Origin of the sequence: Streptomyces sp. AK010 (assembly GCF_014207295.1) — a bacterium.
In the GTDB taxonomy this organism is placed as follows: Bacteria; Actinomycetota; Actinomycetes; order Streptomycetales; family Streptomycetaceae; genus Streptomyces; species Streptomyces massasporeus.
Genome location: NZ_JACHCX010000007.1, coordinates 64171 through 89751, shown reverse-complemented (window position 1 = coordinate 89751; position 25581 = coordinate 64171). Strand labels below are relative to the sequence as shown.

The window sequence follows — 25581 nt, the reverse complement described above, 5'->3', positions numbered from 1 at the left end:
GTCTCGTGCTGCACACGAGCCGGCACGTGCACGGCCGGTTCCCCTCGCGGGAGCCGGCCTGAACGTCCCTCAAGGAGGTACGTGGACGACCAGTACGGTCCCCGCGCTCGGAAACCCGCACAGCCGAAGGATCGGCCCTCCAAGCCGTGCTCCTCGACATGGACGGCACCCTGGTGGACACCGAGGGCTTCTGGTGGGACGTCGAGGTCGAGGTCTTCGCCTCCCTCGGCCACACACTCGACCGACCGGATCGTCGTGATGGGCGACGGCCGCATCGAGGAGATCGGCACCCACGAGGAGCTCCTGCGCCGGGGTGGTGCCTACACGTCCCTGCACCGTGGCCAGATCGTCTGAGACCGGTCGCATCCGATCACTTCTCGTCAAATCTGACCCAGGTGAGAAAATCGTGTAAATGTTTCCGCGTGGTTCGGGCATACGCAGCGGAAACAGAGAGAGGGGCGCTACGTGCTTGTACCGGACCGGAAGATCGTCAGGGAGTTGCTGACGCGGTACGCGTCGCTGAGGATCGCTCAGTCGGAGAGGCACGTGCCGACGGCGGCACGCGAACTGGAGGACGTCAGCTACACGCTGTGCGTGATGATGGGGACGTCCGACATCAGCGACGCCATCGCGAAGGCGGATGTCCTGCTGCTCACCGAGGGGCGGCCCGATGCCGCCGAGGCGGGCGGCGAGAACGGCCTGACGCTGGTCGGCTGACAGCTGTGAGGCCCGGCACGGACCGGGCGGCGCGCGCCTCGGCAGCCCCTGCCCAGGGGCCGCCGAGGCGTCTCTTCGCCCATGGAACGCAGCCCGGTAGGCGTACGGAGTGGTGCCCACCACCTTGCGGAACCAGGTCGGGCGAGGTGGCGAGAACCCGTTGGAAGCTGTCGTTCCAGCCCATGGGCGCACCTGCGGGGGCGTCCTAGCGTGGGCGGCGTCGACCGCGTTCACGGAAAAGAGCCCCGGTGACCAAGATCCTGCTGTCCCTCCATGTCCTGGCCGCCATCGTCGCCATCGGTCCCGTGACCGTCGCGGCCAGCATGTTCCCGCCCGCCGCGCGCCGCACGACCCCCGCGGACGGCGTCGCCACGGCAGCGCTCCTGCACCGCATCTGCCGCGTCTGCGCCGGTGTCGGGCTGGCCGTCCCGGCCCTCGGGTTCGCCACCGCGGCCGCGATGGGCGTCCTCGGCAGCGGATGGCTCATCACCTCCATCGCCGTGACGGCCGCGGCCGCCGGCATCCTGGTGGCCTTCGTCCTGCCCCGCCAGGAGGAACTCCTCGACCGACTGGAGGACGAGCGGGCTCCCGACCACCGGGACACCGTGCAACTCGCCATGTTCACCGGCGTCTTCAACCTGCTCTGGGCCACGGTCACCGTCCTGATGATCGTCCGGCCGGGTTCCACGACCGGAGCCTGAACGGCCCCGCCCCCGCCTGTCACGGATGTCCGGTCTGCGTCAAGTCATCCCAAGGAATTCACACTCCGGGGCACCTCGCCGCCTACACTCGCAGTCTCGCCCCCATCACGGGGCCGACGAGCAGAAAGGCACGTTGACGGGTGTTCCAGGATTCCCCCATCTACGACCGACTCATCGCGGAGCGCGGTGACGTACCCGCACAGGCGCGCCGCGAGGCCGAACGTGTGAGCAGGGAACTGGAGCTGGTCATGCGGCCCTCACAGTCCCTCGGCTACGACCGTCCGCACTCCCCGGGCGCGGGCTGGCAGCGCGCGGGCATGCTCCCCGGCCCGCGCCCGCAGTGAACCACCGGGCGGGCCCGGGATCGCCGGGCCCGGTCACTCAACGGACTCTCGTATGGGAACCGTTGCCATGGGACGGCTGGACCGGCACCGGCCGGGCCAGCCACTCGGCGATCGTCCGGGCGATCGGCTGACCCGTCTCCACCTCGACGAACCCGAACTGCCCCGACTGGTTGCACTCCAGGAACCACCAGGTCCCGTCGGAGTCCTCCACGAAGTCGAAAGCCCCGTAGGCCAGTCCGGCCTCCCGCAGATAGGACAGCACGCCCGGCGCGATGCTGGACGGCACGTCGACCCGGAGCCACGGCGAGCCGGGCGCGGCGAAGCGCACGTCGACCTCGTCCGGGTCCGCGTCGTCCGCGGTCGCCTTGCGGGCGGCCAGCATCCGCTCGCCCACGACGGTGAGCCGGATGTCGGCCCGCTTGGTGATCCGTCGTTGCAGCAGCGTCGGCCCGAACGCGACGGCCGAGAAGTCCGTGTCCGGGGCGACCCGGCTGGTCGGCACGGCCCGGGGCGGGTCCTGCGGATGCGCGCCCGACACCGGCTTGACCACCAGTTCCGGGTAACGCTCCGCGAACTCGCGGGCGGCGCGCGGGAAGGTCGTGATCAGCGTCGCGGGCACGGGCAGGCCGCATCTCTGGGCGAGGCGCAGCTGCCACGGCTTGTGCCGGGCCCGGCGCGCCGCGTCGGGGTCGTTCATCCAGCGCGCGTCCGAGCCGCGCAGCATGCCGTAGAGCGCCTGGGCGGCCTCCTCGGTCAGCCATGCCGACGGCTGGGCCGCCCGTGCGGCCGGGACGCCGGGCCGGCGCACCCACACGGACCGGAGCCCCCCGATGCTCACCAGCCGCCCCCCGGCGGACAGATGGCCGCGGAACCGGCCGTGCACGTACTCCCCCGAGAGCGCGACTCCACCGGTCAGGTCCGCGGGATCGACCCGGACCACCGGAACCCCCGTCGCGTTCAGGTGTACGACCACCATGTCCGCGGTGACGTCCTCCTCGCAGGTGAGGATCAGTACGGTCATCGTCGGCGGCCCGCGGTCAGTCGTCGAAGTGCGTCTTGGAGCCGGCGGTGGACGTCGTGGTGCCGAACTCTCTCAAAAGGGCGAAGTCGGAGGCCGCGATCCGTCCGTCGCGGAGTACGTTCAACTGCTGTCCGGCGTCGTACACGTACGGAATGGCAGCTTCCAACTCCACTGCCGGGCGCGCGTAGTTGAGCGCGAACGGTTTCATCGTCTCTCCCTCGTCGGTACTGCGCCGATCAGGCGAGGGCCGGGGGCGCGGCCGCCCGTTCCGCCGACCTGTTTCGGCTTCCAGAGACTTATACGAATCGAACGGGTGGTTGGTTTCCTTACTTTCCGTAGTCATCGGCCAGTTGCCGGTCCGGCCGGTGTGCCCTACTGCGCTCCCGTTCGCCGAGGGAGCCGCGGACAGTGCGCAGAGCGAGCAGCAGAACGCCGATGTCGTCCAGGTACACCGGGTCGGGCACCAGGTCGACGGGCAGCACGAGATAGAGCACCGCGCCCCAGAAGACCCAGCGCGGGCCCGTGGGCAGTCCCGCACGCCGCAGATCGCGGCGGGTGCGGACCAGCCGCACCAGGACGACGACGGCGAAGACGAGGATGAAGGCCGCGAGAACCGCGGCCAGAATGATCACCATGGTGGTCGTATCCACGGGTTGCCCTCCTCCTGGCATGCCGCGACACGGGGTGTCCTTAGCTGGATTCCCCTTTCCGGCGGCTGTATTGCGGCCGGGGCCCGGTATGTCGGCGAGTCGGAGCATTTTCCGTACGGGTGGTCATCCCACTGGCTCACCCGAGTGGCACGGGGTGACGGGGCGCCTGGTAATGGTCAGCGTAACGTCGCTCGTCACACGACGGGGGTCGCAGGAGCGGCCGCACTCTTCCCACGGAGGCGAGTATGGCCACCTGCTCTTCATCACCCCGCTCGAACGAACCTGCCATACCCAACGAGCCGAGCGGGTCCGCCCCGCAGTCCGCCGGGACGACCGACGCCACCAGCACGCACCAGGTGGGGCAGACGAGCGCGCAGCCGGCCGCCGGGCCGTACGAGGCATACGAGGCGTACCCGGCGGGGCAGTCCGCGCCCGCCGTCGTCGGTTCCCACCCGGCCGACCGTGCGGACGCCGAGCCTGTGGCCCTCGGCTCCCACCCGGCGGCCGGGGCGGATACGCGGCCGGCCGCCCCCGAGCCGGACCCGGCCGCCGCGCAGCCCGTACGGCCCGCCGGGGACTGGCTGGATCCCGCGGAGGCGCGGCCCGCCGCCCCCGCCATGGACCGGCCGGACCCCGCGCAGGGTCCTGTTGGGCCCGCCCACGTGACCGCCACCGGCCCGGACGATGCCGATGCGTCCGCCGGGCCCACCCATGTGGCCAACGCCACTCGGGAGGACGCCGCTCCGGAGGATGTCGTACCGGAGGATTCTGTTCCGTCCGCCGGGCCTGGCCCGGACGGCGCCGGCCGGCCGGGCGCACGGCCGTTCGTCATCCGGTCGCTCGACGACAACCCGGTGGAGCTGAGGTCCGGTAGCGGCCCGGCCTCCGGCGCACCGTACGGCGACGCCGTCAGCGACCTGGTGCACGGCGCGGTGGCCGACCGGCCGCTGGAGGAGGTCGTCGACCTCATCGTCTCGCTGGAGGAGTCGCCCGATCACACGCAGGCGAAGATCGAAGCGCTCCGCACCGCAGGGGTGTCCCGGTCCGTGAGGGACGTGTCCCGGATGATCGCCCTGCTGACGAAGCCCCCGCGTGATGCCGACTGCGCAGACGAGGCGATCCGGGCCGCGGCCGCCCACCGGCCGGTGGAGGAAGTGACCCGGCTGGTGACCCTGCTGCACAAGGAGCCGCAGGAGCCCCATGTCCGCGAGGGGGCGCTGCGCGCGGCCGCCACCGACCGGTCCGTCGGGGAACTGGTCGAGTTGATCGACCGCCGAGGCGTGGTTGAGGGCCGGTGACCGCCTCCGGGCCCAGCCGCGTCCCGGTTTGAACTGACCCTCTCGGAGTCGCCTAGCGTGCCCCGGAATCGAGCAGCCCGGTCAGCACCCGGTCCGGTGTGAGCGGGAGTTCACGGAAGCGGACGCCCGTGGCGTGGTGCACGGCGTTGCCGATCGCCGCCGCCGTCCCGACGATGCCGATCTCCCCGATCCCCTTGCTGCCCATGGGGTTGAGGTGGGAGTCCTCCTCGTCGACCCAGTGCGCCTCGATCTCGGTGACGTCGGCGTGCGCGGGCACGTGGTACGAGGCCAGATCCGACTCGGTGAAGTCACCGAACGCGGCGTCCATGGTGCTGCCCTCGGTCAGCGCCATGCCCAGGCCCATCGTCATGCCGCCCACGAACTGGGAGCGCGCCGTACGGGCGTTGAGGATGCGACCCGCCGCGTACACCCCCAGCAGCCGGCCGGCCCGGACCTCGCCGGTGACCGTGTCCACCGCGACCTCGGCGAAATGCGCCCCGAAGGCGTGCCGCGCGAAGTCGCTCTCGGCGTCCGCGGCGCCCGCCGTGTCGGCGCGGGCGACGAGGCCCTGCTCGGGCAGCGGCCCGGCGTGCTCGGCCAGGCGCCGGGCCAGCCGGGCGCAGGCCTCGTGCACCGCCCAACCCCAGGAGGCGGTGCCCGACGAGCCGCCGGCCAGCGGCGCCGACGGGAGTTCGGTGCTGCCGACCTCGATCCGCACCCGCTCCAGGGGCACCCCGAGGGCGTCGGCGCCGACCTGCGCGAGCACGGTCCGGGCACCCGTCCCGATGTCGGTGGCGTTGATCCGCACCAGGAACGTCCCGTCGGGCCGGGCGCGGGCCGCCGCGGTGGACGGGCCCACCAGGACGGGGTAGGTCGCCGCCGCCACTCCGGTCCCCAGCAGCAAGGGCCCGTCCCGGCGGGCGCCCGGGCGGGGAGCGCGTCCGTCCCACCCGAAGCGCCGGGAGCCCTCGCGCAGACACTCGATCAGGTGCCTGCTGCTGAACGGTTTGCCGCTGTCGGGCTCGACGTCCGGTTCGTTGCGGACACGCAGCTCGATCGGGTCCATGCCCAGTTCGGTGGCCAGCTCGTCCATGGCGGACTCCAGCGCGTACATGCCGGGTGCCTCGCCCGGAGCCCGCATCCAGGACGGCGACGGAACGTCCAGCGCCGCGACCCGGTGCACCGTACGGCTGTGCGGCGCGGCGTACATCACCCTTGCGGGCACCGCCGCCTGCTCCACGAACTCCTTGATGCGGGAGGTGTGCGTGGTGACCTCGTGCACCAGGGACGTGAGCCGGCCGTCCTCGTCTGCCCCGAGCCGCAGCCGGTGGAGGGTCGGGGCCCGGTGCCCGACGACGGCGGGCAGGTACCGGCGCGGCAGCGCCACCGTCACCGGCCGCCCGGTGTGACGTGCCGCCATGACGGCGAGCACCACGTCGGGCCGTGGCGTGCCCTTGGATCCGAAGCCGCCGCCGACGTGTTCGGCGGTGACGACGATCCGCTCCTTCGGCAGCCCGAACAACCCGGCGAGCACGGCCCGCACGGCACCGGTGCCCTGGCTGGAGGTGTGCACGATGAGCCGGCCGTCCTCCCACCGGGCGGTGCTGGTGTGCGGCTCCATGGGGTGGTTGTGCAGCGGCGGCACCCGGTACGCGACGTCCACCCGGGCCGCCGAGGAGCCGAACGCCCCGTCGGCGTCGCCCTGTTCACGGACGGCCGGGTGACCGCCGTTGGCCTCCTCGGGCACGTACACATCCGGATGCGCCACGGTGAGGGCCACGTCGTGCTCCTCGGCGGCGTAGGAGACGCGGACAACGGACGCACCGGCCCGGGCCGCCTCCAGAGTCTCGGCCACCACCAGGGCCACGAACCAGCCGCGGTGCGGTACTCGGGGATCCTGCAGCAGGGCGAGCGTGGGATCGTCCGGTTCCGCCAGACGCGGCGCGTTCTCGTGGGTGAGGACGCTGAGGACGCCGGGCACGGCCAGGGCGGCCGTCGTGTCGACCCCTGTCACCCGGCCCCGGGCCACACTCGCCGGCACCGGCCAGGCCTGGGCCCGGCCGGGGAAGTGGAACTCGGCGGCGTAGCGGGCCGTGCCGCCGACCTTCTCGAGCCCCTCGCGACGCTCGGCGGGGGCACCCACACTGCCGGTCATGAGGCCCTCCCGTCGAGCGCGCTGTCCGCCAGCCGGGACAGCACGTCCACGGCGAGATTGCGGGCGAGCGGCACCTTGTAGGCGTTGTCCCGCAACGGCTGCGCGGCGGACAGCTCCCGCTCGACGGCGTGCTCCAACGCAGCCCGGGTCGGGGCCGCGCCCAGCAGCGCCTCCTCCGCCCGCCGGGCCCGCCAGGGCCGGTGCGCCAGCGCCCCGAAGGCGATCCCCGCATGACCGACGACCCCGTCCTCCAGACGGAGCACGACCGCGACGGACGCGAGCGCGAAGGCGTACGAGGCCCGGTCGCGGGCCTTGCGGTAGGCCGACGGCAGCCCGGCCGTGGCGGCCGGCAGCACCACACCGGTGACCAGTTCGCCGGGACGGATCTCGGTGTCCTGCTCGGGCCGGTCCCCGGGCAGCCGGTGGAAGTCCGCCGCCGCGACACTCCGGGCTCCCTCGGGCCCGTCCAGCTCGACACGCCCGTCGAGGGCGGCGAGTGCCACGGCCATGTCCGACGGGTGGGTGGCGATGCAGTGCGCGGAGTGCCCGAGCACGGCGTGATCACGGTGGACACCGTCCCGCGCGCCGCAGCCGCTGCCCGGCTCGCGCTTGTTGCACGGCTTCGACAGGTCCTGGAAGTACGGGCACCGGGTGCGCTGGAGCAGGTTCCCTCCGGTCGTCGCCGCGTTGCGCAACTGCCCTGAAGCGCCCGCGAGCACCGCCTGCGACAGCGCCGGGTACCGGTCGCGTACGAGGGGGTGCGCGGCGAGGTCGCTGTTGCGGACCATCGCCCCGACGCGCAGCGCACCGTCGGGCAGTTCCTCGACCGTGTCCAGGGGCAGCCGGGTGACGTCGATGAGGGCGCTCGGCGCCTCGACGCCGAGCTTCATGAGGTCGACGAGGTTGGTGCCGCCGCCGAGGTAGCGGGCGCCGGCGTGCGAGGCGTACGCGGAGGTCGCCTCCTCGACGCTGCCGACGCGGACGTAGGCGAACTCCTTCACGGGATCACGTCCTCCACGGCCTCGGCGATCCGCGGATACGCACCGCACCGGCACAGGTTGCCGCTCAGCCGCTCCCGGATCTCCGCACGGTCCAGCGGCACCGGCTCGCCCGAGGGCGCCGCCGGGTCGGTGACGTGCGAGGGGTGACCGGCGGCGGCCTCGGCGAGCGCGCCGGCCGCGGAGCAGATCTGGCCCGGGGTGCAGTAGCCGCACTGGAACGCGTCGCGCTCCAGGAAGGCCCGCTGCAGCGGATGCGGCTCCTCACCGTCGCCGGACAGGCTCTCGACGGTGGTGACCTCACAGCCGTCGAGGGCGACCGCGAACAGCAGGCAGCTGTTGACGCGCCGCCCGTCCACCAGGACCGTGCAGGCGCCGCACTGGCCGTGGTCGCAGCCCTTCTTGGCGCCCGTGAGCTGGAGATCCTCCCGCAGGAGGTCCAGCAGGACCCGCCGGTGGTCGACGGTGAGCGTGTGCGGTTTGCCGTTGACGCGGAGCTTGGTCCGCGAGTGGTGCCGATGGTTGCCCATGTCGTGGAGGACCTTCCCGGGCGGGTCGTGATGCCGTACGGACCGCGTATCCAGGACGGCACGACTGACACGTGCGCCCCACGAGGAGGGTGCTACCGCTCCGACGTGACCCGCTGGTCGGCGGTGCTCTCGGCGTCACTCGCCTCGGCGCTCCTGGCGTGGCTCTTCTCGTCACTCTTCTTCTGGTCACCGGCCGGAGTGGCGGGACGCTTGACCTTGAAGCGCTCGAACGTCCGTGTGAGCTGCTGCAGCGGGGACACCGCGGGCGGACCCGACGGCTGGGGTCCGGCGGGAGCGGCCCGGACGGCCTCCTGGTAGACGGCCAGGGCCTCGTGGGCGCTCTCGGCAGCCTCCCGGTACAGGTCACGGGACTTCGTCATGGCCTCCAGCGCCTCGGCGTACATCGCCACCAGACCGCGCTGGCGGTCCAGCTCCTCCCGGAGGGTCAGCAGGTGCCAGTCCTCCCGCAGTGCGGTGAGGGCGTCCTCGGCGCCGTCGGGCAGGGGCCTCGGGAGTGCGGCGAACCGCGTCACCGCGTCGACGAGGTCGGCCGGCTCGGAGCCGTCGAGGAAGACGGCGCGGACCGAGAAGTCCCGGGCGTCGTAGCCCTCCGGCGCCGGAACGCCCGGCAGGACCACCGCGCCACCGCGCGGCACCTCGACCCCGGAGTCCCGAAGGGCCCAGTTCAGGCCGCGCAGCTGCTGCGGGGCCGCGTGGTGCTCCACGACACCGTGGCGCAGGCCCGGCGGCAGCCACCGGGCCACCGGCGTACGTCCCCGGTCATCCGTGCTCATCGCCTCGTGGACGACCACGTGGATGTGCCACCCCCCGCGCACGGCGCTCCTGAGCAGGCGGCGGATCTCCCTGTCGTCCTGGGGCAGGGGGTTGATCTCCCCCAGGGCCAGACGCGTGGCGGGGTCCTGGTCCCAGGCGATGTCGGGGTCCTCCGGCCAGAACAGGCCGGCGGGGGAGGGCCATGCGTGGTCCCACGGCTGCTCGGCCTCCGCGACCAACAGCCACTCCTGCCCGTCCCCCTCGCCCGGGCCGGGCCTCAGGCTCAGCCGGGCGCGTACGGTCACGTCGTCACCGACCCGCCAACGGGCCTCGAAGACCCGTTCCGCCGGGGCGGTTTCGTCTTCGGGCAGCTCCAGGAAGTCGTCGATGGCCCGGCTGTCCTTGCGCTGCTGCAGGGAGCGCCGGAGAACGTCTTCCGCGGATCCCGGGGCGTGGCGGCCGCGCGCCGGCCACACCGTGTCGGGAGTCATGGGGCGAACGGTGAGGGAGGTCAGCATGGGTCCATCTGTAAGCGGGGGTACGTGCGCTTGCCAGTATCGCCGCCGCAGGCCGACGGGTGCTACCCGGGGTCGCACCCGGCTCGGGTCGCCGGTGACGCGGGTGTCTACGACCTTTCACCACCCCGGCCGGCCCGCGGTGCGCTCCGGCCACCCTGATCGTCTCTCCTCGGGTCGAGCACGCCCGTCTCCTCTTGCAGTCCCGCCGTCGCTCATGCGCACCCCCTACCCGTGCCGGGCTGTGTCATGTGGCGCCAAAGGGGTGATGTGTGACGACGCGGTGGCGTGATGCGGCACCCGGCGGTGCCCGGTGCGGTGCCGGGTGTGAGGTGCGGGATGTGCGCCACGCACGCGGGATGTGCGCCACGCACGCGGGATGTGCGCGCCGCGCGCACACCCGCGGATCTCACCCGTGGCCCGCCCGCCACCCGGTCCCGACAATGGTGCGCACGAGCAGGGCCCGCCCACCATCCGCATCGGGGCGGGCCCTGCTTGCTTCGCGGAGAAGCCGGATTTCCTGCGGGCACCGGCGGCGTCCGCGCCGATGGTTCCCCGCCTTCCGGGCCCGGCCGGTTCTCCGGGCCCTGACGATCGCGCCGGGGCGGGTCCGTACTGTTCGCCGGCGACTTGGGTGCCGTGCGGTTCATGCCTGTCGCGGCCGCGGCGGGGTACCCGGCTGAGCACGAGTTCGTGTGTGGCCGGAGAACAGGGGGACGGGCAGTGGCGGTGAAGGCGATGGGGTGGGCGCACTCCTTTCGTATGTCCGAAGGAGTGCGAGCTGGGCGGGAGTGGACACGCGGGCGACTCCAGACCCTGCCCTGGGCGGCTGCCGAGCCGGACATGGTGGACTCCGTCGTGCTGGCGGTGTCCGAGCTGATCACCAACGCGCACATCCATGCGCACAGCGACGCGCACCTGGTCCTCACCTGGGACGGCGACTGCCTCCATGTCAGCGTCCACGACGAGGACCCGACGCTGCCGCGCCGGCGCGATCCGGAGCCGGGCGAGGTCTCCGGCCGCGGAGTGGCGATCGTGAGCAGGCTCGCCGACGAGTGGGGGATGAGGTGCCAGCGGCACGGCAAGACGGTGACGGCATGCTTCCGTCCCGCCGACCCCGCGGCAGACGCCGCAGCGGACACGGGCCGCCGGGAAGGCGGCAGCAGTTGAGTTCCGTTCACCGTCGAGGCCCGCTCCCGAAGGAGAAGTGTCGTGTACCTGGCAAGAGGATCGAGTGACGACGACCCCTACGTCTGGCTCTGGGTCCTGGGCGCCCTCGCCCTGTACGCACTGATCAGCTACGGACTGCAGTACCGCGCCCGCGCCCGTCGCGGGTCCGCGCACCCGGCTCACGACGCCCTGCACGACCTCAAGGACCGGGAGGACCCCCAGCCTCCCGAGAACCGCTTCGTCAGCCGCCTGATCATGCTGTGCGGAGCGGGGCTCACCGGTCTGGTCGCCTACCTGACCAGTGGCCCCGTGCGGGTCCTGACGGTCGGGCTCACCGCCGTGGTGGCCGTGACCGTCTGGGCGTACTACGACCACCGCACGGAGACGCGCGCTGCGGCCCGGTGATGACGCGGTGCCGGGTCCCCTTCGTCGTGGGCGAGAGGGGACCCGGCACCGCGTCAGTGGTTCTCGGGGTGCTTGCCGGGCCCGCCGGTGCCGGGGGACAACGGAGTGGGGGACAGCGTGGTGTCCTCCTCACCCGGCTCCAGGAGGGTGTCGGCGGCACCCACGATGAGGGGATCGGGTGTGCCGACCGCCTCCCGGTCCTTGCTGGCGTAGTCGATGCGCGACAGCAGACTGCGCATGGTCTCCAGCCGGGCGCGCCGCTTGTCGTTGCTCTTGACGACCGTCCAGGGGGCGTGGGCGGAGTCGGTGGCGCGGAACATGTCCACCTTCGCCTCGGTGTAGTCGTCCCAGAGGTCCAGCGAGGCCAGGTCGGTGGGGGAGAGTTTCCACTGGCGCACCGGGTCGACCTGCCGGATCGCGAAGCGGGTGCGCTGCTCGGAGCGGGACACGGAGAACCAGAACTTCACCAGCAGGATCCCGTCGTTCACCAGCATCCGCTCGAAGTCCGGGCACTGGTCGAGGAACAGCTCGTACTCGTCCTTGGGGCAGTAGCCCATCACGCGTTCCACACCGGCCCGGTTGTACCAGGAGCGGTCGAAGAAGACGATCTCCCCGGCCGTCGGCAAGTGCGCGATGTACCGCTGGAAGTACCACTGGCCCACCTCGCGCTCGGTGGGCTTGTCCAGGGCGACCACGCGTGCGCCGCGCGGATTGAGCCGCTCGGTCAGCCGCTGGATCGTGCCGCCCTTGCCCGCCGCGTCACGCCCCTCGCACACGACGACCAGGCGTGCTCCGGTGTCCTTGACCCACCGCTGGAGCTTGAGCAGCTCTATCTGCAGGATGCGCTTGGACCGCTCGTACTCCTTGCGGCCCACCTTGCGGTCGTAGGGATGGTTCTCCCGCCATGTCCGGATGGGGCGCCCGTCACCGTCCAGCACGATCGGCTGTTCCCGTCGGCTGGTGTCCACGGTCAGCCCGTCCAGCAGCTTGTCCGCGTCTTCGGCGTCTTCGGCGCTCATCACTCGGCTCCCCGTCTCTCACTCTTGTGAATGGACACACGGGTGCCCCGCCCGGACCCACTCATGTGAGGTGCGAGGACTCCGACCGGTACGGACATCCCGGCCGGCCGCTCAGAGCGCGGTGCCGGTCTCCTCGGCCAGAGCCCGCACCAGACGGTCCTGGAACGCCTCGTCGTGGACCGCGCGATGCGGCTCCAACCGCCGGCCGTGGTACCAGTAGCCGCCCGTCGTCAGGGCTTCCGGGGCGTCGCTCACCGCCAGCCACTCCTGTGTCTGGTGGCCGAGCTCCAGGTCGTCCGGCGCGCTCGGCCCGCCCATCCTCGTCGGCACCCAGCCGGGATCCACGGCGTTGCTCAGCACCCCCGGGCGCAGCCGGGCCACCGCGGCCGCCAGCGTCGTCACGAAGAGTTTGCTGTCGGCGTACGACCCCGCGCTCCGGCCCTGCCAGTCGACCCCGTCCAGCGACGACGGCCGCCCGCCGACATGGGAGTTGCTGCTCAGGTACACCAGTCGGCGAGGCCCGCGCAGCAGCGCGGTCAGCAGATACGGCGCGACGATGTTGACCGGCATGACCGCAGGTCCGCTCCACACCCCGGCATTGTGGATGACGGCGTCGAGCGGCGGCGACGCGTTGAGCTCGTCGGCGACCCGCCGCACGGCGTCGCGCTCGGCGAAGTCGCCCACCACGAGGTGGGCCCCACGGTCGGCCGGCTCGCAGAGCACCGCCGCCCGCTCCTGGTTCCGGGCGTGCACCACCACATCGTGCCCCGCGGCCAGCAACGCCTCCGCAGCGGCCCGCCCGAGCCCCTCGGCGGACCCGGTCACCAGGATCCGGCTCACCGCACCTCCCATGGACCTGCCTCCTTCGCCAGGACGCGCGCCCCGTGACGGGACACGCCCTAGATCACACAGCCGTTCAGCCCGGGTACCCCGTCGATCCAGGTGGTGCTGTTCTCGACGTAGTAGCTGGAAAGGATCCCGTACTTGGTCCAGCCCCGGGGCTGGACCATCAGCCAGTAGGGATGGCCGCCGACCGACTGGCCCGGGATCTGGCAGTACACCAGCACCTCGTCCCAGGAGTTGATCCGTCCGAGCACCGTGGGGCAGTTCGAGGTGCTCGGTGCGTGGATGCAGTTGCCCTCGTTGATGTCGCGGACGTTGACGCCGTCCGCCCACACGCCGTACCAACCCCCGGTGACCATGTGCTGAGCGTGCGCGCCCACGACGGCTCGGGACGCACCCAGCCCACCGAACAGCCCTGGAACCGGGGCGGGTTCGCCAACAACCTCGTCCAGCGCGTCCCGGTGCTCTGCCCCGGCCGGGCCTGACGTCCCGAACCCCGTGGGTGCCGGGGCGGCGGCCGCCGATGATCTCGACGCTCCCGCGTCCGCGCCTACGCCAGTGCGTTCACCGCTGCCCCGAAGACCCGGGGCAGGCGTGCCGCGGTGGGCATGATGAGCGGCGCGAGCGCAGGGCACCGGCGGACCCTCACCAGGAGATCCGTCAGCAGCCGGTGGCGGCGGGTGGCACGGTTCCAGTCGGCCTCGTAGCGGCCCGGTGTCCCGCGGCGCACGTTCGCGACCAACGCCTGGGCGCCGGTGAGAGCCAGGGAGATCCCCTCGCCGGTGAGCGCGTCGATGTATCCGGCGGCGTCCCCGACGAGCAGCACCCGGCCGTGGAAGCGGGTGCGCGCCCGCTGCCGCAGCGGTCCGGCGCCCCGCACCGCTGTCACGGCCGCCGTACCGGGCAGGCGGGCGGCCAGCTCCGGAAAGGCCCCCAGCTGGGACTCGAAGGAGCCCCGCCGGGAGGTCAGGAGCGCGACGCCGACGAGCGAGGGACCCAGCGGGGTGACGTACGCCTCCCCGTGCGGCCCCCAGTGCACCTCCACGCAGGACGCCCACGGGGGCACCGCGTAGTGGCGGCGCAGTCCGTACCTGGGTTCGCCGCGGGTCTTCACCTCCAGGCCGAGCGAGCGGCGCACCGGTGAGTGCAGTCCGTCCGCGGCCACGAGCCACCGGGCGCGCAGCTCCGTGCCCGGCAGCGTCACACCCGTGGCGTCCTGTCGTACGGCTGTCACGCGCAGGGGCAGTACGGGCACTCCGGCGTCGGCGACGGCCCGGTGCAGGGCGTCGTGCAGGCCGGTGCGTCGTGCGCCGAGGCCCGGGCCCTGCCGGAAGTCCGCCTCGACCTGGCGGGAACCCTGGACGTAGCGGATACCGCTGATCGGCCGGCCGGGGACCTCCAGGCCGAGGGCGGCAAGGGCGCGGACGGCACCGGGCATCAGGCCTTCGCCGCACGCCTTGTCGACGGGGGCGGGGCGGGGTTCCGCGACGACGACGTCGAAGCCGGCGCGGGCGGCGTGCAGCGCGGTCGCCAGCCCCGCGGGCCCTCCTCCGGCGATCACCATGTCGAGGGTGCCCCTCACGCGGGCACGGCCCCTGCGAGGGCCGCGTTCTCGCAGCGGATGCGGACGGCGAGCAGCCACGCGTTGGCCACGCTGAACACCAGCGCGCTCAGCCACGCGCCGTGCACCAGGGGCAGGGCGGCGATCTCCACGACGACGGCCACGTAGTTGGGATGGCGCAGCAGGCGGTAGGGCCCGGTGCCGACCAGACGGGCCCCGGGGACGACGATGACCCGGGTGTTCCAGTACGGCCCGAGGGTCATGACGCACCACCAGCGCAACGCCTGGGCCAGGACCACGAGGACGAGCATGGCCAGGCCGAGCGCGGGCACGAAAGGCCGCTCGGTCAGGACGGGTTCGAGGAGGCAGCACACGAGCAGGCCGGTGTGCAGGGTGACCATGGCCGGATAGTGCCCGCGGCCGTGCTCGACACCGGCACGGGCCAGGGTCCAGGACGCGTTGCGCCGGGCCACGACCAGTTCGGCGAGGCGTTCGGCGGCGATGGCGAGGATCAGCAGTGCGTACCAGGTCATGAGGTCACCAGCGCAGCAGGACGAGTTCGGAGCAGAATCCGGGCCCCATCGCCATGAGCAGGCCCCAGCTGCCCGGCTCGGGCCGGGCGGATTCCCGGACGCTCTGCAGGATGTGCAGGACGGAGACGGAGGACATGTTCCCCACGGCCGCCAGCGAGTTCCACGCGGTGGCCAGGGCGTCACCCGGAAGGTCGAGGGTGTCGGCGACCGCGGAGAGCACCTTGGGCCCGCCCGGGTGGCACACCCAGGTGCCGATGTCCTCGACGGTGAGGCCGTGGTCGGCCAGGAAGCCGCGCAGGTGCCGGCCGAAGTGGCTCCGCACGATGCCGGGGATGCCGGCACCGATCACGACGCGGAACCCCGTGGTGCCGATGCTCCAGCCGAGGAGCTGCTCCGTCTCCGGGTACAGATGGCTGCGCGTGGCCACCACCGTGGGGCCGGGGCCGCCCGGCCCGGAGGAGACGCCGTGGCAGGCGACGAGTGCCGCCGCGCCGTCCCCGAACAGGGCGCCGGCCACGAGGTTGGCCTGGGAGTCGTCCTGGCGCTGAAGGGTCAGGGAGCACAGTTCGACGGTGAGCAGCACGGCGGTGCCGCCGGGGTGGCCGCGCAGGTAGTCGTGCAGCCGGGCCAGGCCGGCCGCGCCCGCCACGCAGCCCAGCCCGAACACCGGAACCCTCTTGATGTCGGGTCGCAGGCCCAGGCGCCCGGCCAGCCGGGCGTCGAGCGAGGGGGCGGCGATGCCGGTGACGGAGGTGCACACCAGGAAATCGACATCGGCCGGTTCGAGTCCCGCTTCCTTCAGCGCGCCGGTGAGGGCCTCCTCGCTCAGTTCGAGACCGGCCGTCACCCAGGCGTCGTTGGCCTGCCCGAAGTCGCGCAGGCCGGCGTACCGTTCGATCGGCAGGGCGAGGTGGCGGGCGCGGACTCCGGCGGACGCGTGCAGGCGGCGCAGCAGGGCGCGGTCGGCCCCGGCGGCCAGGCACAGATCGCCGATCGGCTCGGTGAGATCGTCCTGGGCGTAGCGGTGCGCGGGCAGGGCGGTGTGGACGGCCGTGACCGTGGTCCCCGTCGCAGGCGGGGCCTTCTCGCGCAGCGCGCCGGGCGGGGCGTGGAGGTCTTCGGCCGTCACAGGGACACGCATATCGATAGTGCCTCTCTCGCCCCATTTGCCCATTTATCTTGCCTGTGTGTCTCTACACCCGCCGGAAGTCCTTCCCCGAGCGACACGCCGCGTCCCGGCGCTGTTGCGCTCCTGCCACCTGGAACCGGCGCTGGCCGTGACGCTGTTCGCGACGGCGCTGGCGCTCGCGGCCGGCCGGGGTGCGGCGGGTTCGGCAGCGGTGGCGGCCGCCGTGCTGGCGGGCCAGCTCTCGGTGGGCTGGTGCAACGACGCGGCCGACGCCCGGCGCGACGCGGTCTGCGGACGCCGGGACAAGCCGGTGGCCGCCGGTGAACTCCCGCCCCGGGCAGCGGCCGTGGCAGCCGGCACGGCACTGGGCGCGTGCGTGCCGCTGTCCCTGCTGAGCGGCACCGCCGCCGGAACGGCGCACCTCGCCATGGTGGCCACCGCGTGGGGATACAACCTGCTGTTCAAGCACACGGTGCTGTCCCCGCTGCCCTACGCCGTCGCCTTCGGCTCGCTGCCGGCGTTCATCACCCTCGGCCTGCCGTCGCCGTCCTGGCCCGCCTGGTGGGCGATGACGGCCGGGGCCCTGCTGGGGGTGGGGGCGCACCTGGTGAACGCGCTTCCGGACATCCAGGACGATCTCGCGACCGGTGTGCGCGGACTGCCGCAGCGGCTGGGCCGCGGCGTCTGCCGGTGGCTGGCCCCGGCCCTGATGCTGGCCGCCGTGTCCGTCCTCGTCGTCGGCCCGCCCGGAGGTGTGCGGCGCTCGGGCTGGGTGCTGGCGGGGGCGGCCGCCGTCGTCTCGGTCGCGGGCACGGCCCTGCCCTGTGACGACCGCAGCCGCCGGCCGTTCCGGGCCGCTGTCGTCGTGGCGGGCTTGGCCGTGGCCCAACTCCTCCTGCGGGGTTCGGACATGACCTAGCGAGAAGACCGATGAGGATCTTGCTCCGGCCGCCGGGATCGCCCCGAATTGCCGTAAATGTCAATTGTAAATATTAATCGCCACGAACCGGTTCAATCCGGGCGCAATTCCAAGATCTTCAGGAGACTCCTAGCCGGCCGGCCTCGGCCCGGGCGGGCTCAGTAGCCGACGCGGAAGGTCGCGTCCTGCCGCTCGCTCGTCGTGGAGACCGGGTCGATGCGCAGGGCGTAGTCGGCGTGGCGGCTCGTCCTTCCCGGCTTCGGGAGTGAGCTGTCCGCCCGCCCGGCCGGTCGCCGCTCCCCACTGACACGAACCGCCTCGCCCCGGTGAGCCGTCGCGACTCAGAACCCGGCGCCGGCTCCCGGCACGTCCAGCGGCCGCCCGAGCCGCACATTCCAGCGTCCGGCCCGCCCGCTGAGCTCCGTCGCGGTCAGCGGCGCCACGTCCCACCGCCAAAAACCCCACGGTGGCAGGCCCACCGCATGGACCACGGCGGCGCGCACGACGTCCGGCTCGACCACGGCGAGCGTGCGTCCGTCCGTCTCGCGCAGGGCGTCCAGCCAGCGGCCGACGCGCGCGCACGCGTCCCGCACCGACTCCCCGCCGTGCGGTGCGCAGGAGGGATCGGCCGACCACCGCCCCACGGCCTCCGGTTCGGCGACGGCCACCTCGTCGAGGGTCCGGCCGCGCCAGCGTCCCACATCCAGACCTCCGAGCTCCGCCGCCTCGGGTCTCCTCCAGCCCGAGCGCTCCGGCAGTCTCCCGGCAGCGCACGCCGGGGGAGACGACCACCTGGGCGGCCGGGGGCAGCGACCGGCCACCGCCGAGGCGCGTGCCCGTCCGTCCGCGTCGAGGGTGCCCCCGTCGTCGAAGCGGGCCTGCCGCAGCGACTGGTTCATCGCCGGTGAGATGAGGACGGCACGGCTGGTCACCCGGCCGCGCGCCTCTCTCCCGACACGGCTGTCACACGCCGGGCCGGCTCTGGATCCGCATGCCGGGGCGGCGGCGGTGAACCGTCACGTACGACAGGCCGCACTCGCCGGCCCGCACGCTGCGCACGCTGCCGTGCGGCAGCCAGACGAGGCTGCCGCACTCCACCGCGCACGGACCGGCGGCCGAGCCGAGCACGCCGTCGCCGTCGACGACGAGCAGGAGGACGTCGAGGCCGGGTTCGGCATGGGCGTCGATGGACCGCTGGGGCGGGACGCGGACGAGATTGGCGTCCAGTTGCCGGCCGGGCTCGGCCAGTCGCCACAGGGCGCCCGTCGATTCCGCGCCGTCTGGTACGAGCGAGCCGGTGTTGCCCAGGATCCGCGGAAGGGGAGCGTCGGCCGCGCCGGGGATCTCCTCCGGGGCAGTCATGGATCGCGCCACCATCCGATACGGGTCTGCCCTGGGCCGGTTCACCTGTCCGGCAGGCGATCCGCGCCGCTCCCAACCGGACGCCCTGAGGAATCCAGCATCGGCTCTCGTCCCGCCCGTGGTCGATACCGCTCACTCATCGTCGGACGTGGTGGGCCGCGTCCGGCCGGGCTCCGGCTCCGCGCCCTGCAGCGCACGGGCGTGCAGCACGTCGCCGATGAACAGGTCGTAGATCAGCACGCCGATCACACCGCCGACGAGCGGCCCGACGATCGGGATCCACCAGTAGTCGCTGAACGCCCCGGCCAGGCTGCCGGGAAAAGCCAGTCCGTCCCATCCCGCCATCCAGGTGAACAGGCGCGGGCCGAGGTCGCGGGCCGGGTTGATGGCGTATCCCGCGTTCGCGCCGTAGGACATGCCGATGGCCGCCACGACGAAGCCGATCACCAGCGGGCCGAGGTTCGCCTTCACGGCCGTGTTGCGCAGGTCGATGATCGCCACCACCAGCATGACCAGGAAGGCGGTGCCGACGATCTGATCGAGCAGCGGCCCCCAGACGCCGCCGTTGAAGTACGGCGCCGGGAAGGTGGCGAAGATCGAGAACGAGGCGAGGGTCTTCCCGTTGGTCTTCGGCCCCTTGAAGGCGTCGTCGAAGGCGTTGATGGCGTCGTGGTACACGGCGTAGACCAGCGCGGCCCCGGCCAGGGCGCCGAGCACCTGGGAGGCCCAGTAGGGCAGGACCTTGACCCAGGGGAACTTGCGGCGGACGGCGAAGGCCAGGGTGACCGCCGGGTTGATGTGCGCTCCGCTGACGCCACCGGCCACATAGATCCCGAGGATCACGGCCATGCACCAGCCCCAGGTGATCAGGAGCCAGTCCCCGGCGCCGAGGAAGAAGATGGTGGGTCCCTCGGTGCGGCCCGAACCGGGCAGCGCCGCCACTGTCATCGCGACGACGCCGCATCCGAAGGAGATGAGGACGAAGGTCCCCAGGAACTCCGCCAGGCACTCTCCCGCCAGGCCTGCGCGACGTCTGAGCCTCGAGGGTTTCACCAGAGGCTTGATCTCCACTGCCATGTGATTTCTCCCTGGGTTCGCTGCGGTGCCGCCTGACGCGCGGTAATCACGTGGTAACCCGGCGCGTGGTGCGCGGCAACCGCAGGAGACTCCCGGATGGCTCACCCGCCCGCCGCACCAGCCGACGAGCGGGCGGCGGGGCGGGCGGCTCGTCGAAGCGCTCGAGCGCCCCTGGGGTGTGTCGTCGAAGAGGTCAGCGGCCCTGGGGTGTGTCGTCGGCGGACTCGCTGTCGCCGGAGCCCAGCCGGACGCAGCCGGCGTGACCCGGTAGCGGTCATGACCGGGCGAGCCGCGTGACCCGCTCATGGAGGCGGTGGACGTGGTCCTCGGACTCCGGCTTCATCAGGACGCTGCGCAGGATGCGGGCGCCGTCGGCGTCGGCGGTGACCTTCGGGTGGCGTGCGGTGAAGGCGTCACGGTCGGCCTTGAGGGTGCTCAGGAACACGGGATCGGGGCCGGTCATGCCCTCGGCCAGGACGCGTGCCGACGCCGCGTCGATGGCGCCGAGAGCGGCGGGCTCCACCGCGGGGAAGTAGCTGACGATGTCCAGCTCGGGCTGCTGGTACAGCTCCAGCGCGTCCGAGGCGGTGATCAGGCCGGCCCAGTCCAGGGCGGCCCGGCGGCCGGCCCCGAGGACGCGGCCGAGTCCCTCGGGGGTGGGCGGCAGGACCTGGAAGGTGAGCCACAGTGCCGCGGCGGAGGCCCCGGCGCGGGAGCACTCCAGGCTGATCTCGCCGAGGTGGAGCTCGCTGGAGGTGAAGTAGGTGTAGGGCGAGTCGTGCAGGTAGAAGCGGCCCACCTCGGGGTCGCGGAAGAGGACGGCGCCGCAGCCGTAGGGCTGCAGTCCGTGTTTGTGCGGGTCGACGACGATCGAGTCGCACCGGGCGATCGCCCGCCAGGGCTGCGGGGGGAGCCCTTCCGCGCCCTCCGCGCCGGCGAGCAGGGTGAAGAAGCCGCCGTAGGCCGCGTCGACGTGGAGCCGGACGCCGTGGCGCTCCCGGAGGGCGAGGGCGTCGTGGATCGGATCGAGGGCCCCGAGGCCGGTGGTGCCGGCGGTGAGGACGACCGTGCCCACCTCTCCCGTCCGCAGGGTGTCCTCGAGCGCGTCGAGGCTGATGCGGCCGCGGTCGTCGGTCGGGATCGGATACCCCTTCATGCCCAGGACGTGGCACATGCGGCCGTGGGTGTAGTGGGCGTCGGCGCTGTAGGCGATCCCGCGGCCGGGGTGGAGCTCGCGGGCGACGAAGAGGGCCTCCAGGTTGGCGATCGTGCCGCTGGTGGTGAGGTGGCCGAGGTGGGTGTCGTAGCCGAACATCGTGGCCAGTTGCGCGACGGCCTCGCGCTCCATGCGGGCGGTGGCGGGACCGCCGTCCAGGGCGTGGTTGTTGGGGTTGATCAGCATGGTGGCGAGGTGGCCGACGACCGCCGCCGGGTGCGGGGGCTTGAGCATCTGCCCCGCGTAGCGCGGGTGGAAGAACGGATAGTTGTCCTTCAGTCTCCCGGTGAGCTCCTCGAAGGCGGCGGCGAAGCGGTCGTCGTCGACGAGAAGGGACGGGTGCTGCTCATAGGGCCCGAACGTGTCGGCCCACTGCTGTATCGCGTCGTTGGCCCGGCCGAGCCAGTGCTGCAGGTCCACTGATCTCCCTCTCTGCCGATCGCTGGGGGTGCTGGACGACCATAGGAGTTAGTTGACGACTCAGCAATTGATTGCTCAGTAATTGAGACGGCAGTAGGTGAGGAAGCAGTAAAGTCGGCCGGGTGAACCCCGAGAACCGAGGCAACGACGAGGCGGCCCGCGTCGCCGACAGCCGGCTCGTGCACGACTTCGGGCTGCTGATCAAGGCCGCCACCCGACTGGAACAGCGGATCGACACGGCCCTGCGCAAGGAGTGCGAGATCAGCCACACCATGTTCGAGGTGCTCATCCGGCTCTGCCGGCACCCGGACGAGGAGATCTCGCAGCGCAGGCTCGCCGACGACCTCACGCTCACCAGCAGCGGCATCACCCGCCTGATCGACCGTATGGAGGGGTCCGGCCTGGTGCGGCGCGTACCGGCCCCCGGGGACCGCAGAAGCGTCCTGGTCGAGTCGACCGATCACGGTCGTGCGGTGTTCCTCCGGGCCGCCGCGGCCCACGCGCAGGTCGTGGAGCGGTACTTCGTGGCGCCGCTGGCCTCCGCGGACTACGGGCGGCTGATCCACTCGCTGGGCGAGATCGAGAAGGCGCTGCGCGACAGCTGACTCCTCGGTGGCGGTCAGGTCCGCGTCTCTCCGGCGCGGACCAGCCCGCTCTCGTAGGCCATGACCACGAGTTGGGCCCGGTCCCGGGCGCCGAGCTTGGCCATGGCCCGGTTGGCGTGGGTCTTGACGGTGACCGGGGTGACGAAGAGCCGTTCGGCGATCTCGTCGTTGGACAGACCCGTGGCCACCAGTGTCATGACCTGGCGCTCCCGGGGTGTCAGCGTGGCCAGCCGCTCGGGGTCGGCGAGGGCTCGGCGCTCGGCGCGGCCGAGGATCCTCGGCCCGATCATGCCGAGCAGCGCGGGCAACAGGGTGACGGCGGCCAGGACGGTCAGGACGACGGTGATCGCCGCGCCGATCGCCATGCCGTTGATGATGCCGACGTTCAGGGTGAGCATGCCCAGCAGCGCGACCACGACGGTCAGCCCGGCGAACACCACGGCCCGGCCGGAGGTGTTGAGGGATTTGGCGACCGACTCGGCCACGCCCATGCTCGCCGACAGGTTGCCGCGGTGCCGGTTGACGATGAACAGCGCGTAGTCGATGCCCACGCCCAGACCGATCAGCGAACCCAGCGTCAGCGTGGTGTCGGAGAGGGGGATGGCATGGCTGAGCAGTATCACCGCGACGGCGGAGGTGCCGACGCCGGCGATGGCCGTGATGATCGGCACCGCCGCCACCCAGACCGCCCGGATCACGAACAGCAGCACGATGAAGGTCAGGACGATGCCCATGGCGTCGGCGACCGCGTTCGGCTCGGGGTTGACGGTGAACGCCTGCCCGTTGAGCGCGATGTGCAGACGCTCCGACTCGGGAGCCGTCGCGAGGTCCTTCACCTCGTCGATCCGGGCGTCCTCGACACCGTCGTCGTCCGCGACCGTGGCGTAGGCGGTCCTGCCGTCCTTGCTGACCTGGGCCTTGCCGGCGGGGGTGTAGGGGTCGGTCACCGAGGCCACGCCCGGGGCGTCGGCGATGCGCTCCAGCGCTCCCGTCATCGCCCGCTCGGCCGCACCGTCGGTGACTTTGCCGTCGCTCACCTGCCAGACGACCCGGCCGCTCTTGCCCGCCGCGCTGCTCGCGCCCTTCTGCAGCAGAGCCGTCGCCCTCGCCGAGTCGGTGTCCTGGGAGAGCGGGCTGTTGCCGAAGCTGCTGCCGGCCGCGCCGACCGCCCGCCCAGGGCGATCAGCAGGCCCACCCAGGCCATGACGACGGCGAGCCGGTGCCGGTGGCACCAGCGGGCGAGGGGGGACATCGACGAGCCTTTCCAGAGGAAACACGGGCCGGAACTTTGGCACTTCGCAACGCTCGCAGTCCGCTGGTCTCTCGTCGTTGGCCGAACGCAGACACTTGCCCCTGCTGCGGTCGCAGTAGGGGGCAAGAGCCCGAGGCTCAGGGTGGGTCAGGGTGTGTAGACCGTAGGCCGGGGTGCCGTCGGCATGGCGTTGCCGATGAAGAAGCTCGGGTGCGGAGGCTGGTTGTAGGCGGTGTTCTGCCAGGCCAGGGCCGTGCGGTACTGCGTGTCGTGGAGCAGGGTGGTGATCTTGGTGCTGGTCTGGTGCGGGGTCGAGTAGATCCGCAGCGCCCGGTTGTCGCCGGTCCGCCAGACGACCTCCTCGCGCCAGTCGCCGAGGATGTCACCGGACAGGACCGGGGTGGACTTGGTGCCGTTGTTGGAGGCGACGCCGGAGCCGGTGAGCAGCCTGGTGTCACCGGAGGTGCCGTACTTGTCGATGCGCGTGCCGTCGAGGAGCTCGCGGACGGGGTCGCCGTCCCACCAGGACAGGAAGTTGATGCTGGAGGGCTCCCGGCCCAGGGAGGCGCCGGTGACGGAGCGCAAGGTGGTGTCGGAGGCCGACCAGGCTTCGGCGCCCGCGCTGCCGGCGTAGATGTCGGCGGCGACGCCCCGGCCGTTGTCGGATCCCGACGCCGTCTGCCACAGCCGCGCACCCGTGCGGGCGTCGGCCATCCACGAGCCGGGCTTGCCGGCGTCCTCCGAGACCTTGAAGTACTCCAGCCCCGGACGCGACGGATCGAGGTCGCCGACGTGGCCGGCGTCGCCGTGGCCGAGCCTGGTGGTCCACAGGCCGCTGCCGTTGTCGTCGACGGTCATGGCGCCGTAGACGATCTCGTCCTTGCCGTCGGCGTCGACGTCGGCGACGGACAGGCTGTGGTTGCCCTGGCCGTCGTAGCCCTTGCCGCTGTTGGTGGAGGAGGTGGTGTCGAAGGTCCAGCGGCGGGTGAAGGCGCCTCCTCGCCAGTCCCAGGCGGCTATCACCGTGCGGGTGTAGTAGCCGCGCGCCATGATCAGGGAGGGCCGGGCGCCGTCCAGGTAGGCGGTGCCGGCGAGGAAGCGGTCGACGCGGTTGCCGTAGTTGTCGCCCCAGGAGGAGACGGTGCCGCGGCCCGGGACGTAGTCGACGCTCTGCATCGCCTTGCCCGTGCGGCCGTTGAACATCGTCAGGTACTCGGGCCCGGACAGGACGTAGCCGCTGGAGTTGCGGTGGTCGGCGGAGGAGCTGCCGATGACCGCGCCGGTGCCGTCCTTGGCGCCGTCGGCGGTCTTCATGGCGACCTCGGCCTTGCCGTCGCCGTCGTAGTCGTAGACCTGGAACTGCGTGTAGTGGGCGCCGGAGCGGATGTTGGGGCCCAGGTCGATGCGCCACAGGCGGGTGCCGTCGAGCTTGATGCCGTCGACGATGGTGTTGCCGGTGTAGCCGGACTGGGAGTTGTCCTTGGCGTTGGTGGGCTGCCACTTCAGGACGAGGTCCAGGGCGCCGTCGCCGTCGAGGTCGCCGACCGAGGCGTCGTTGGCGTCGTAGGTGTAGGCCGAGTCGCCCGGAGCGGTGCCGCCCGCGGGCGGGGAGATCGGCACGTCCTTGTAGCCCGTGCGGAACTGGACCGCGGGCGCGGACGCCGCCTGTTCGCTGCCGTTGACCACCGCGCGCACCGTGTAGTCGGCCGAGTCGGCGCCGCCCGGGTCGAAGTAGTTCGTCGAGGCGGTGACGGGTGAGGAGTTGAGTCTCGTGCCGCCGCGATAGACGTTGAACGACACGTCGTTGGGGTCGGTCGCCAGCCACCGCCAGGTCACCAGGTTTCCGCTGCCGGTGTGCACGCTGGTCAGTCCGCGGTCGAGCTTCTCGACCTGCCGGGCGGTCGCCGCGTGCGCGCTCTGCGGCAGTGCGACGACCGCCGAGAGGGCCAGTGCGACGGCGGAGAGACAGCCGGCGAGCCGGCCGCCTGTCCGGTGGGGGGATCGCCACGGTCGTGGCGTGGTGCGGGGACGCCTGTGCGAGTCGGTCACGGGGACCTCCGGGACGTGGGGGGTATGGGAACGCTCCCATGAGGAGGGAGCGTAAGAACGGGCTGATGCCCCGTCAAGGATTCTGTCCAGTCGGCTGTTCGCCCCTGTTCGGATCCGTGAGTTTCTCGGTTCCTATGGATTGACAGTGGGGTGAAGAGCCTTGAACACTGCGTGATGCGCCTCACGGGTCAACTGTGGTCGAAGGCAGTCGAACTGGTCGACCGGACGTGAACTCGAGCGCTGGGCCCGGCAGTTCGTGCACCCCCGCAGCTGCACTGCACCCTTCCCCCTTCGAGGATGGAGCGCCCTTTCCTGCAC

General features: G+C 72.2%; 26 protein-coding genes and 5 pseudogenes. 11 read left to right on the top strand and 20 right to left on the bottom strand.

Translation table 11 applies throughout. From position 1 onward, the window contains the following. Positions 1-58: 58 nt before the first annotated feature. The 5 genes and pseudogenes from HDC93_RS38365 to HDC93_RS15620 all read left to right on the top strand — a co-directional run. Positions 59-242: pseudogene (locus tag HDC93_RS38365) on the top strand (hypothetical protein); the annotation flags it as partial. After that, a pseudogene (locus tag HDC93_RS15635) lies at positions 241-354 on the top strand (ABC transporter ATP-binding protein); the annotation flags it as partial. The pseudogenes HDC93_RS38365 and HDC93_RS15635, both read left to right, overlap by 2 nt. 111 nt (positions 355-465) lie before the next feature. Further along, positions 466-717: a DUF5133 domain-containing protein gene (locus HDC93_RS15630; RefSeq protein WP_185011229.1), complete on the top strand. Its 252-nt coding sequence runs from the start codon at positions 466-468 to the stop codon at positions 715-717. A 248-nt stretch (positions 718-965) separates the two neighbouring features. After that, complete coding sequence (locus HDC93_RS15625) at positions 966-1418, top strand: DUF2269 family protein (RefSeq protein ID WP_185011227.1); 453 nt, start codon at positions 966-968, stop codon at positions 1416-1418. Between the two features lie 140 nt (positions 1419-1558). Beyond that, positions 1559-1762, top strand: coding sequence for a hypothetical protein (locus HDC93_RS15620; protein WP_185011225.1), 204 nt, complete (start codon positions 1559-1561; stop codon positions 1760-1762). A gap of 37 nt (positions 1763-1799) precedes the next feature. Here the strand turns inward: HDC93_RS15620 and tgmB are convergent, their stop codons facing one another. The 3 genes from tgmB to HDC93_RS15605 all read right to left on the bottom strand — a co-directional run bounded on the left by tgmB (position 1800) and on the right by HDC93_RS15605 (position 3433). Continuing rightward, on the bottom strand, positions 1800-2783 hold the full coding sequence (gene tgmB, locus HDC93_RS15615; RefSeq protein ID WP_185011223.1) for an ATP-grasp ribosomal peptide maturase: 984 nt from the start codon (positions 2781-2783) through the stop codon (positions 1800-1802). Between the two features lie 16 nt (positions 2784-2799). Continuing rightward, positions 2800-2991 carry a putative ATP-grasp-modified RiPP gene (gene tgmA, locus HDC93_RS15610; RefSeq protein WP_185011221.1) on the bottom strand — a complete coding sequence of 64 codons (192 nt, stop codon included), beginning with the start codon at positions 2989-2991 and terminating at the stop codon, positions 2800-2802. Between the two features lie 118 nt (positions 2992-3109). Next, entirely contained in the window at positions 3110-3433 is a 324-nt protein-coding gene (locus tag HDC93_RS15605) for a YkvA family protein (RefSeq protein ID WP_185011219.1), read from the bottom strand. Between the two features lie 356 nt (positions 3434-3789). On the opposite strand from HDC93_RS15605, the gene HDC93_RS15600 reads away from it, so the two are divergent. Then, entirely contained in the window at positions 3790-4731 is a 942-nt protein-coding gene (locus tag HDC93_RS15600; protein ID WP_185011217.1) for a hypothetical protein, read from the top strand. A gap of 52 nt (positions 4732-4783) precedes the next feature. Here HDC93_RS15600 and HDC93_RS15595 read toward each other — a convergent pair whose 3' ends face one another. The 4 genes from HDC93_RS15595 to HDC93_RS15580 form a co-directional block, all read right to left on the bottom strand. Beyond that, entirely contained in the window at positions 4784-6886 is a 2103-nt protein-coding gene (locus tag HDC93_RS15595) for a xanthine dehydrogenase family protein molybdopterin-binding subunit (protein ID WP_185011215.1), read from the bottom strand. After that, on the bottom strand, positions 6883-7887 hold the full coding sequence (locus HDC93_RS15590; protein ID WP_185011214.1) for a xanthine dehydrogenase family protein subunit M: 1005 nt from the start codon (positions 7885-7887) through the stop codon (positions 6883-6885). The genes HDC93_RS15595 and HDC93_RS15590 overlap by 4 nt, the downstream gene beginning before the upstream one ends. Beyond that, the gene (locus tag HDC93_RS15585; protein ID WP_185011212.1) at positions 7884-8414 is read right to left on the bottom strand and encodes a (2Fe-2S)-binding protein; all 531 of its coding nucleotides are present in this window, start codon (positions 8412-8414) and stop codon (positions 7884-7886) included. Before HDC93_RS15585 ends, HDC93_RS15590 begins: the two co-directional genes overlap by 4 nt. Positions 8415-8506: 92 nt before the next feature. Continuing rightward, the gene (locus HDC93_RS15580) at positions 8507-9706 is read right to left on the bottom strand and encodes a hypothetical protein (RefSeq protein ID WP_185011210.1); all 1200 of its coding nucleotides are present in this window, start codon (positions 9704-9706) and stop codon (positions 8507-8509) included. Positions 9707-10426: 720 nt separating this feature from the next. Here HDC93_RS15580 and HDC93_RS15575 point away from each other — a divergent pair. Together HDC93_RS15575 and HDC93_RS15570 are read left to right on the top strand one after the other, a co-directional pair. Beyond that, positions 10427-10873 (top strand): ATP-binding protein, encoded by a 447-nt coding sequence (locus tag HDC93_RS15575; RefSeq protein ID WP_185011208.1) that lies wholly within the window; start codon positions 10427-10429, stop codon positions 10871-10873. 42 nt (positions 10874-10915) lie between these two features. After that, positions 10916-11278, top strand: a complete 363-nt coding sequence (locus HDC93_RS15570) for a hypothetical protein (protein WP_185011206.1) — start codon at positions 10916-10918, stop codon at positions 11276-11278. Between the two features lie 53 nt (positions 11279-11331). Here HDC93_RS15570 and ppk2 read toward each other — a convergent pair whose 3' ends face one another. The 3 genes from ppk2 to HDC93_RS15555 all read right to left on the bottom strand — a co-directional run bounded on the left by ppk2 (position 11332) and on the right by HDC93_RS15555 (position 13499). After that, positions 11332-12297, bottom strand: coding sequence for a polyphosphate kinase 2 (gene ppk2 / locus HDC93_RS15565; protein WP_185011204.1), 966 nt, complete (start codon positions 12295-12297; stop codon positions 11332-11334). A 111-nt stretch (positions 12298-12408) separates the two neighbouring features. Then, a complete protein-coding gene (locus HDC93_RS15560) occupies positions 12409-13137 on the bottom strand; it encodes an SDR family NAD(P)-dependent oxidoreductase (RefSeq protein ID WP_185011678.1) in 729 nt (242 codons plus the stop codon). Between the two features lie 59 nt (positions 13138-13196). Continuing rightward, positions 13197-13499: a hypothetical protein gene (locus tag HDC93_RS15555; RefSeq protein WP_185011719.1), complete on the bottom strand. Its 303-nt coding sequence runs from the start codon at positions 13497-13499 to the stop codon at positions 13197-13199. Here HDC93_RS15555 and HDC93_RS15550 point away from each other — a divergent pair. Beyond that, positions 13485-13625 (top strand): annotated as a pseudogene (locus HDC93_RS15550) (sulfite oxidase); the annotation flags it as partial. The gene HDC93_RS15555 and the pseudogene HDC93_RS15550 overlap by 15 nt on opposite strands. 65 nt (positions 13626-13690) lie before the next feature. Here the strand turns inward: HDC93_RS15550 and HDC93_RS15545 are convergent. Genes HDC93_RS15545 through HDC93_RS15535 form a run of 3 tightly spaced genes read right to left on the bottom strand, consistent with a single transcriptional unit; the run spans position 13691 to position 16375 of the window. Next, positions 13691-14704, bottom strand: coding sequence for an NAD(P)/FAD-dependent oxidoreductase (locus HDC93_RS15545; protein ID WP_185011676.1), 1014 nt, complete (start codon positions 14702-14704; stop codon positions 13691-13693). A 14-nt stretch (positions 14705-14718) separates the two neighbouring features. After that, entirely contained in the window at positions 14719-15234 is a 516-nt protein-coding gene (locus HDC93_RS15540) for an isoprenylcysteine carboxyl methyltransferase family protein (protein WP_185011203.1), read from the bottom strand. A 4-nt stretch (positions 15235-15238) separates the two neighbouring features. Continuing rightward, a complete protein-coding gene (locus tag HDC93_RS15535) occupies positions 15239-16375 on the bottom strand; it encodes a 3-oxoacyl-[acyl-carrier-protein] synthase III C-terminal domain-containing protein (protein WP_185011201.1) in 1137 nt (378 codons plus the stop codon). A 46-nt stretch (positions 16376-16421) separates the two neighbouring features. Here HDC93_RS15535 and HDC93_RS15530 point away from each other — a divergent pair, with 46 nt between their 5' ends. Then, a complete protein-coding gene (locus tag HDC93_RS15530) occupies positions 16422-17282 on the top strand; it encodes a UbiA family prenyltransferase (RefSeq protein WP_311774559.1) in 861 nt (286 codons plus the stop codon). A gap of 158 nt (positions 17283-17440) precedes the next feature. Here HDC93_RS15530 and HDC93_RS39675 read toward each other — a convergent pair. The 5 genes and pseudogenes from HDC93_RS39675 to HDC93_RS15510 form a co-directional block, all read right to left on the bottom strand. Further along, positions 17441-17575 (bottom strand): annotated as a pseudogene (locus HDC93_RS39675) (AbfB domain-containing protein); the annotation flags it as partial. A gap of 48 nt (positions 17576-17623) precedes the next feature. Next, positions 17624-18214: pseudogene (locus HDC93_RS15525) on the bottom strand (histidine phosphatase family protein). A 31-nt stretch (positions 18215-18245) separates the two neighbouring features. Beyond that, entirely contained in the window at positions 18246-18644 is a 399-nt protein-coding gene (locus HDC93_RS15520; RefSeq protein WP_185011199.1) for a hypothetical protein, read from the bottom strand. 132 nt (positions 18645-18776) lie between these two features. After that, positions 18777-19721 (bottom strand): MIP/aquaporin family protein, encoded by a 945-nt coding sequence (locus tag HDC93_RS15515; RefSeq protein WP_185011197.1) that lies wholly within the window; start codon positions 19719-19721, stop codon positions 18777-18779. 274 nt (positions 19722-19995) lie between these two features. Next, complete coding sequence (locus tag HDC93_RS15510) at positions 19996-21357, bottom strand: aminotransferase class I/II-fold pyridoxal phosphate-dependent enzyme (protein WP_185011195.1); 1362 nt, start codon at positions 21355-21357, stop codon at positions 19996-19998. Positions 21358-21479: 122 nt separating this feature from the next. Between HDC93_RS15510 and HDC93_RS15505 the strand changes: the two genes are divergently transcribed. Further along, on the top strand, positions 21480-21962 hold the full coding sequence (locus HDC93_RS15505; RefSeq protein WP_185011193.1) for a MarR family winged helix-turn-helix transcriptional regulator: 483 nt from the start codon (positions 21480-21482) through the stop codon (positions 21960-21962). 14 nt (positions 21963-21976) lie between these two features. Here HDC93_RS15505 and HDC93_RS15500 read toward each other — a convergent pair whose 3' ends face one another. Together HDC93_RS15500 and HDC93_RS15495 are read right to left on the bottom strand one after the other, a co-directional pair. Continuing rightward, positions 21977-23239 carry an MMPL family transporter gene (locus HDC93_RS15500; protein WP_311774558.1) on the bottom strand — a complete coding sequence of 421 codons (1263 nt, stop codon included), beginning with the start codon at positions 23237-23239 and terminating at the stop codon, positions 21977-21979. Positions 23240-23361: 122 nt separating this feature from the next. Beyond that, on the bottom strand, positions 23362-25263 hold the full coding sequence (locus HDC93_RS15495; RefSeq protein ID WP_185011191.1) for a rhamnogalacturonan lyase: 1902 nt from the start codon (positions 25261-25263) through the stop codon (positions 23362-23364). Positions 25264-25581 lie beyond the last annotated feature (318 nt).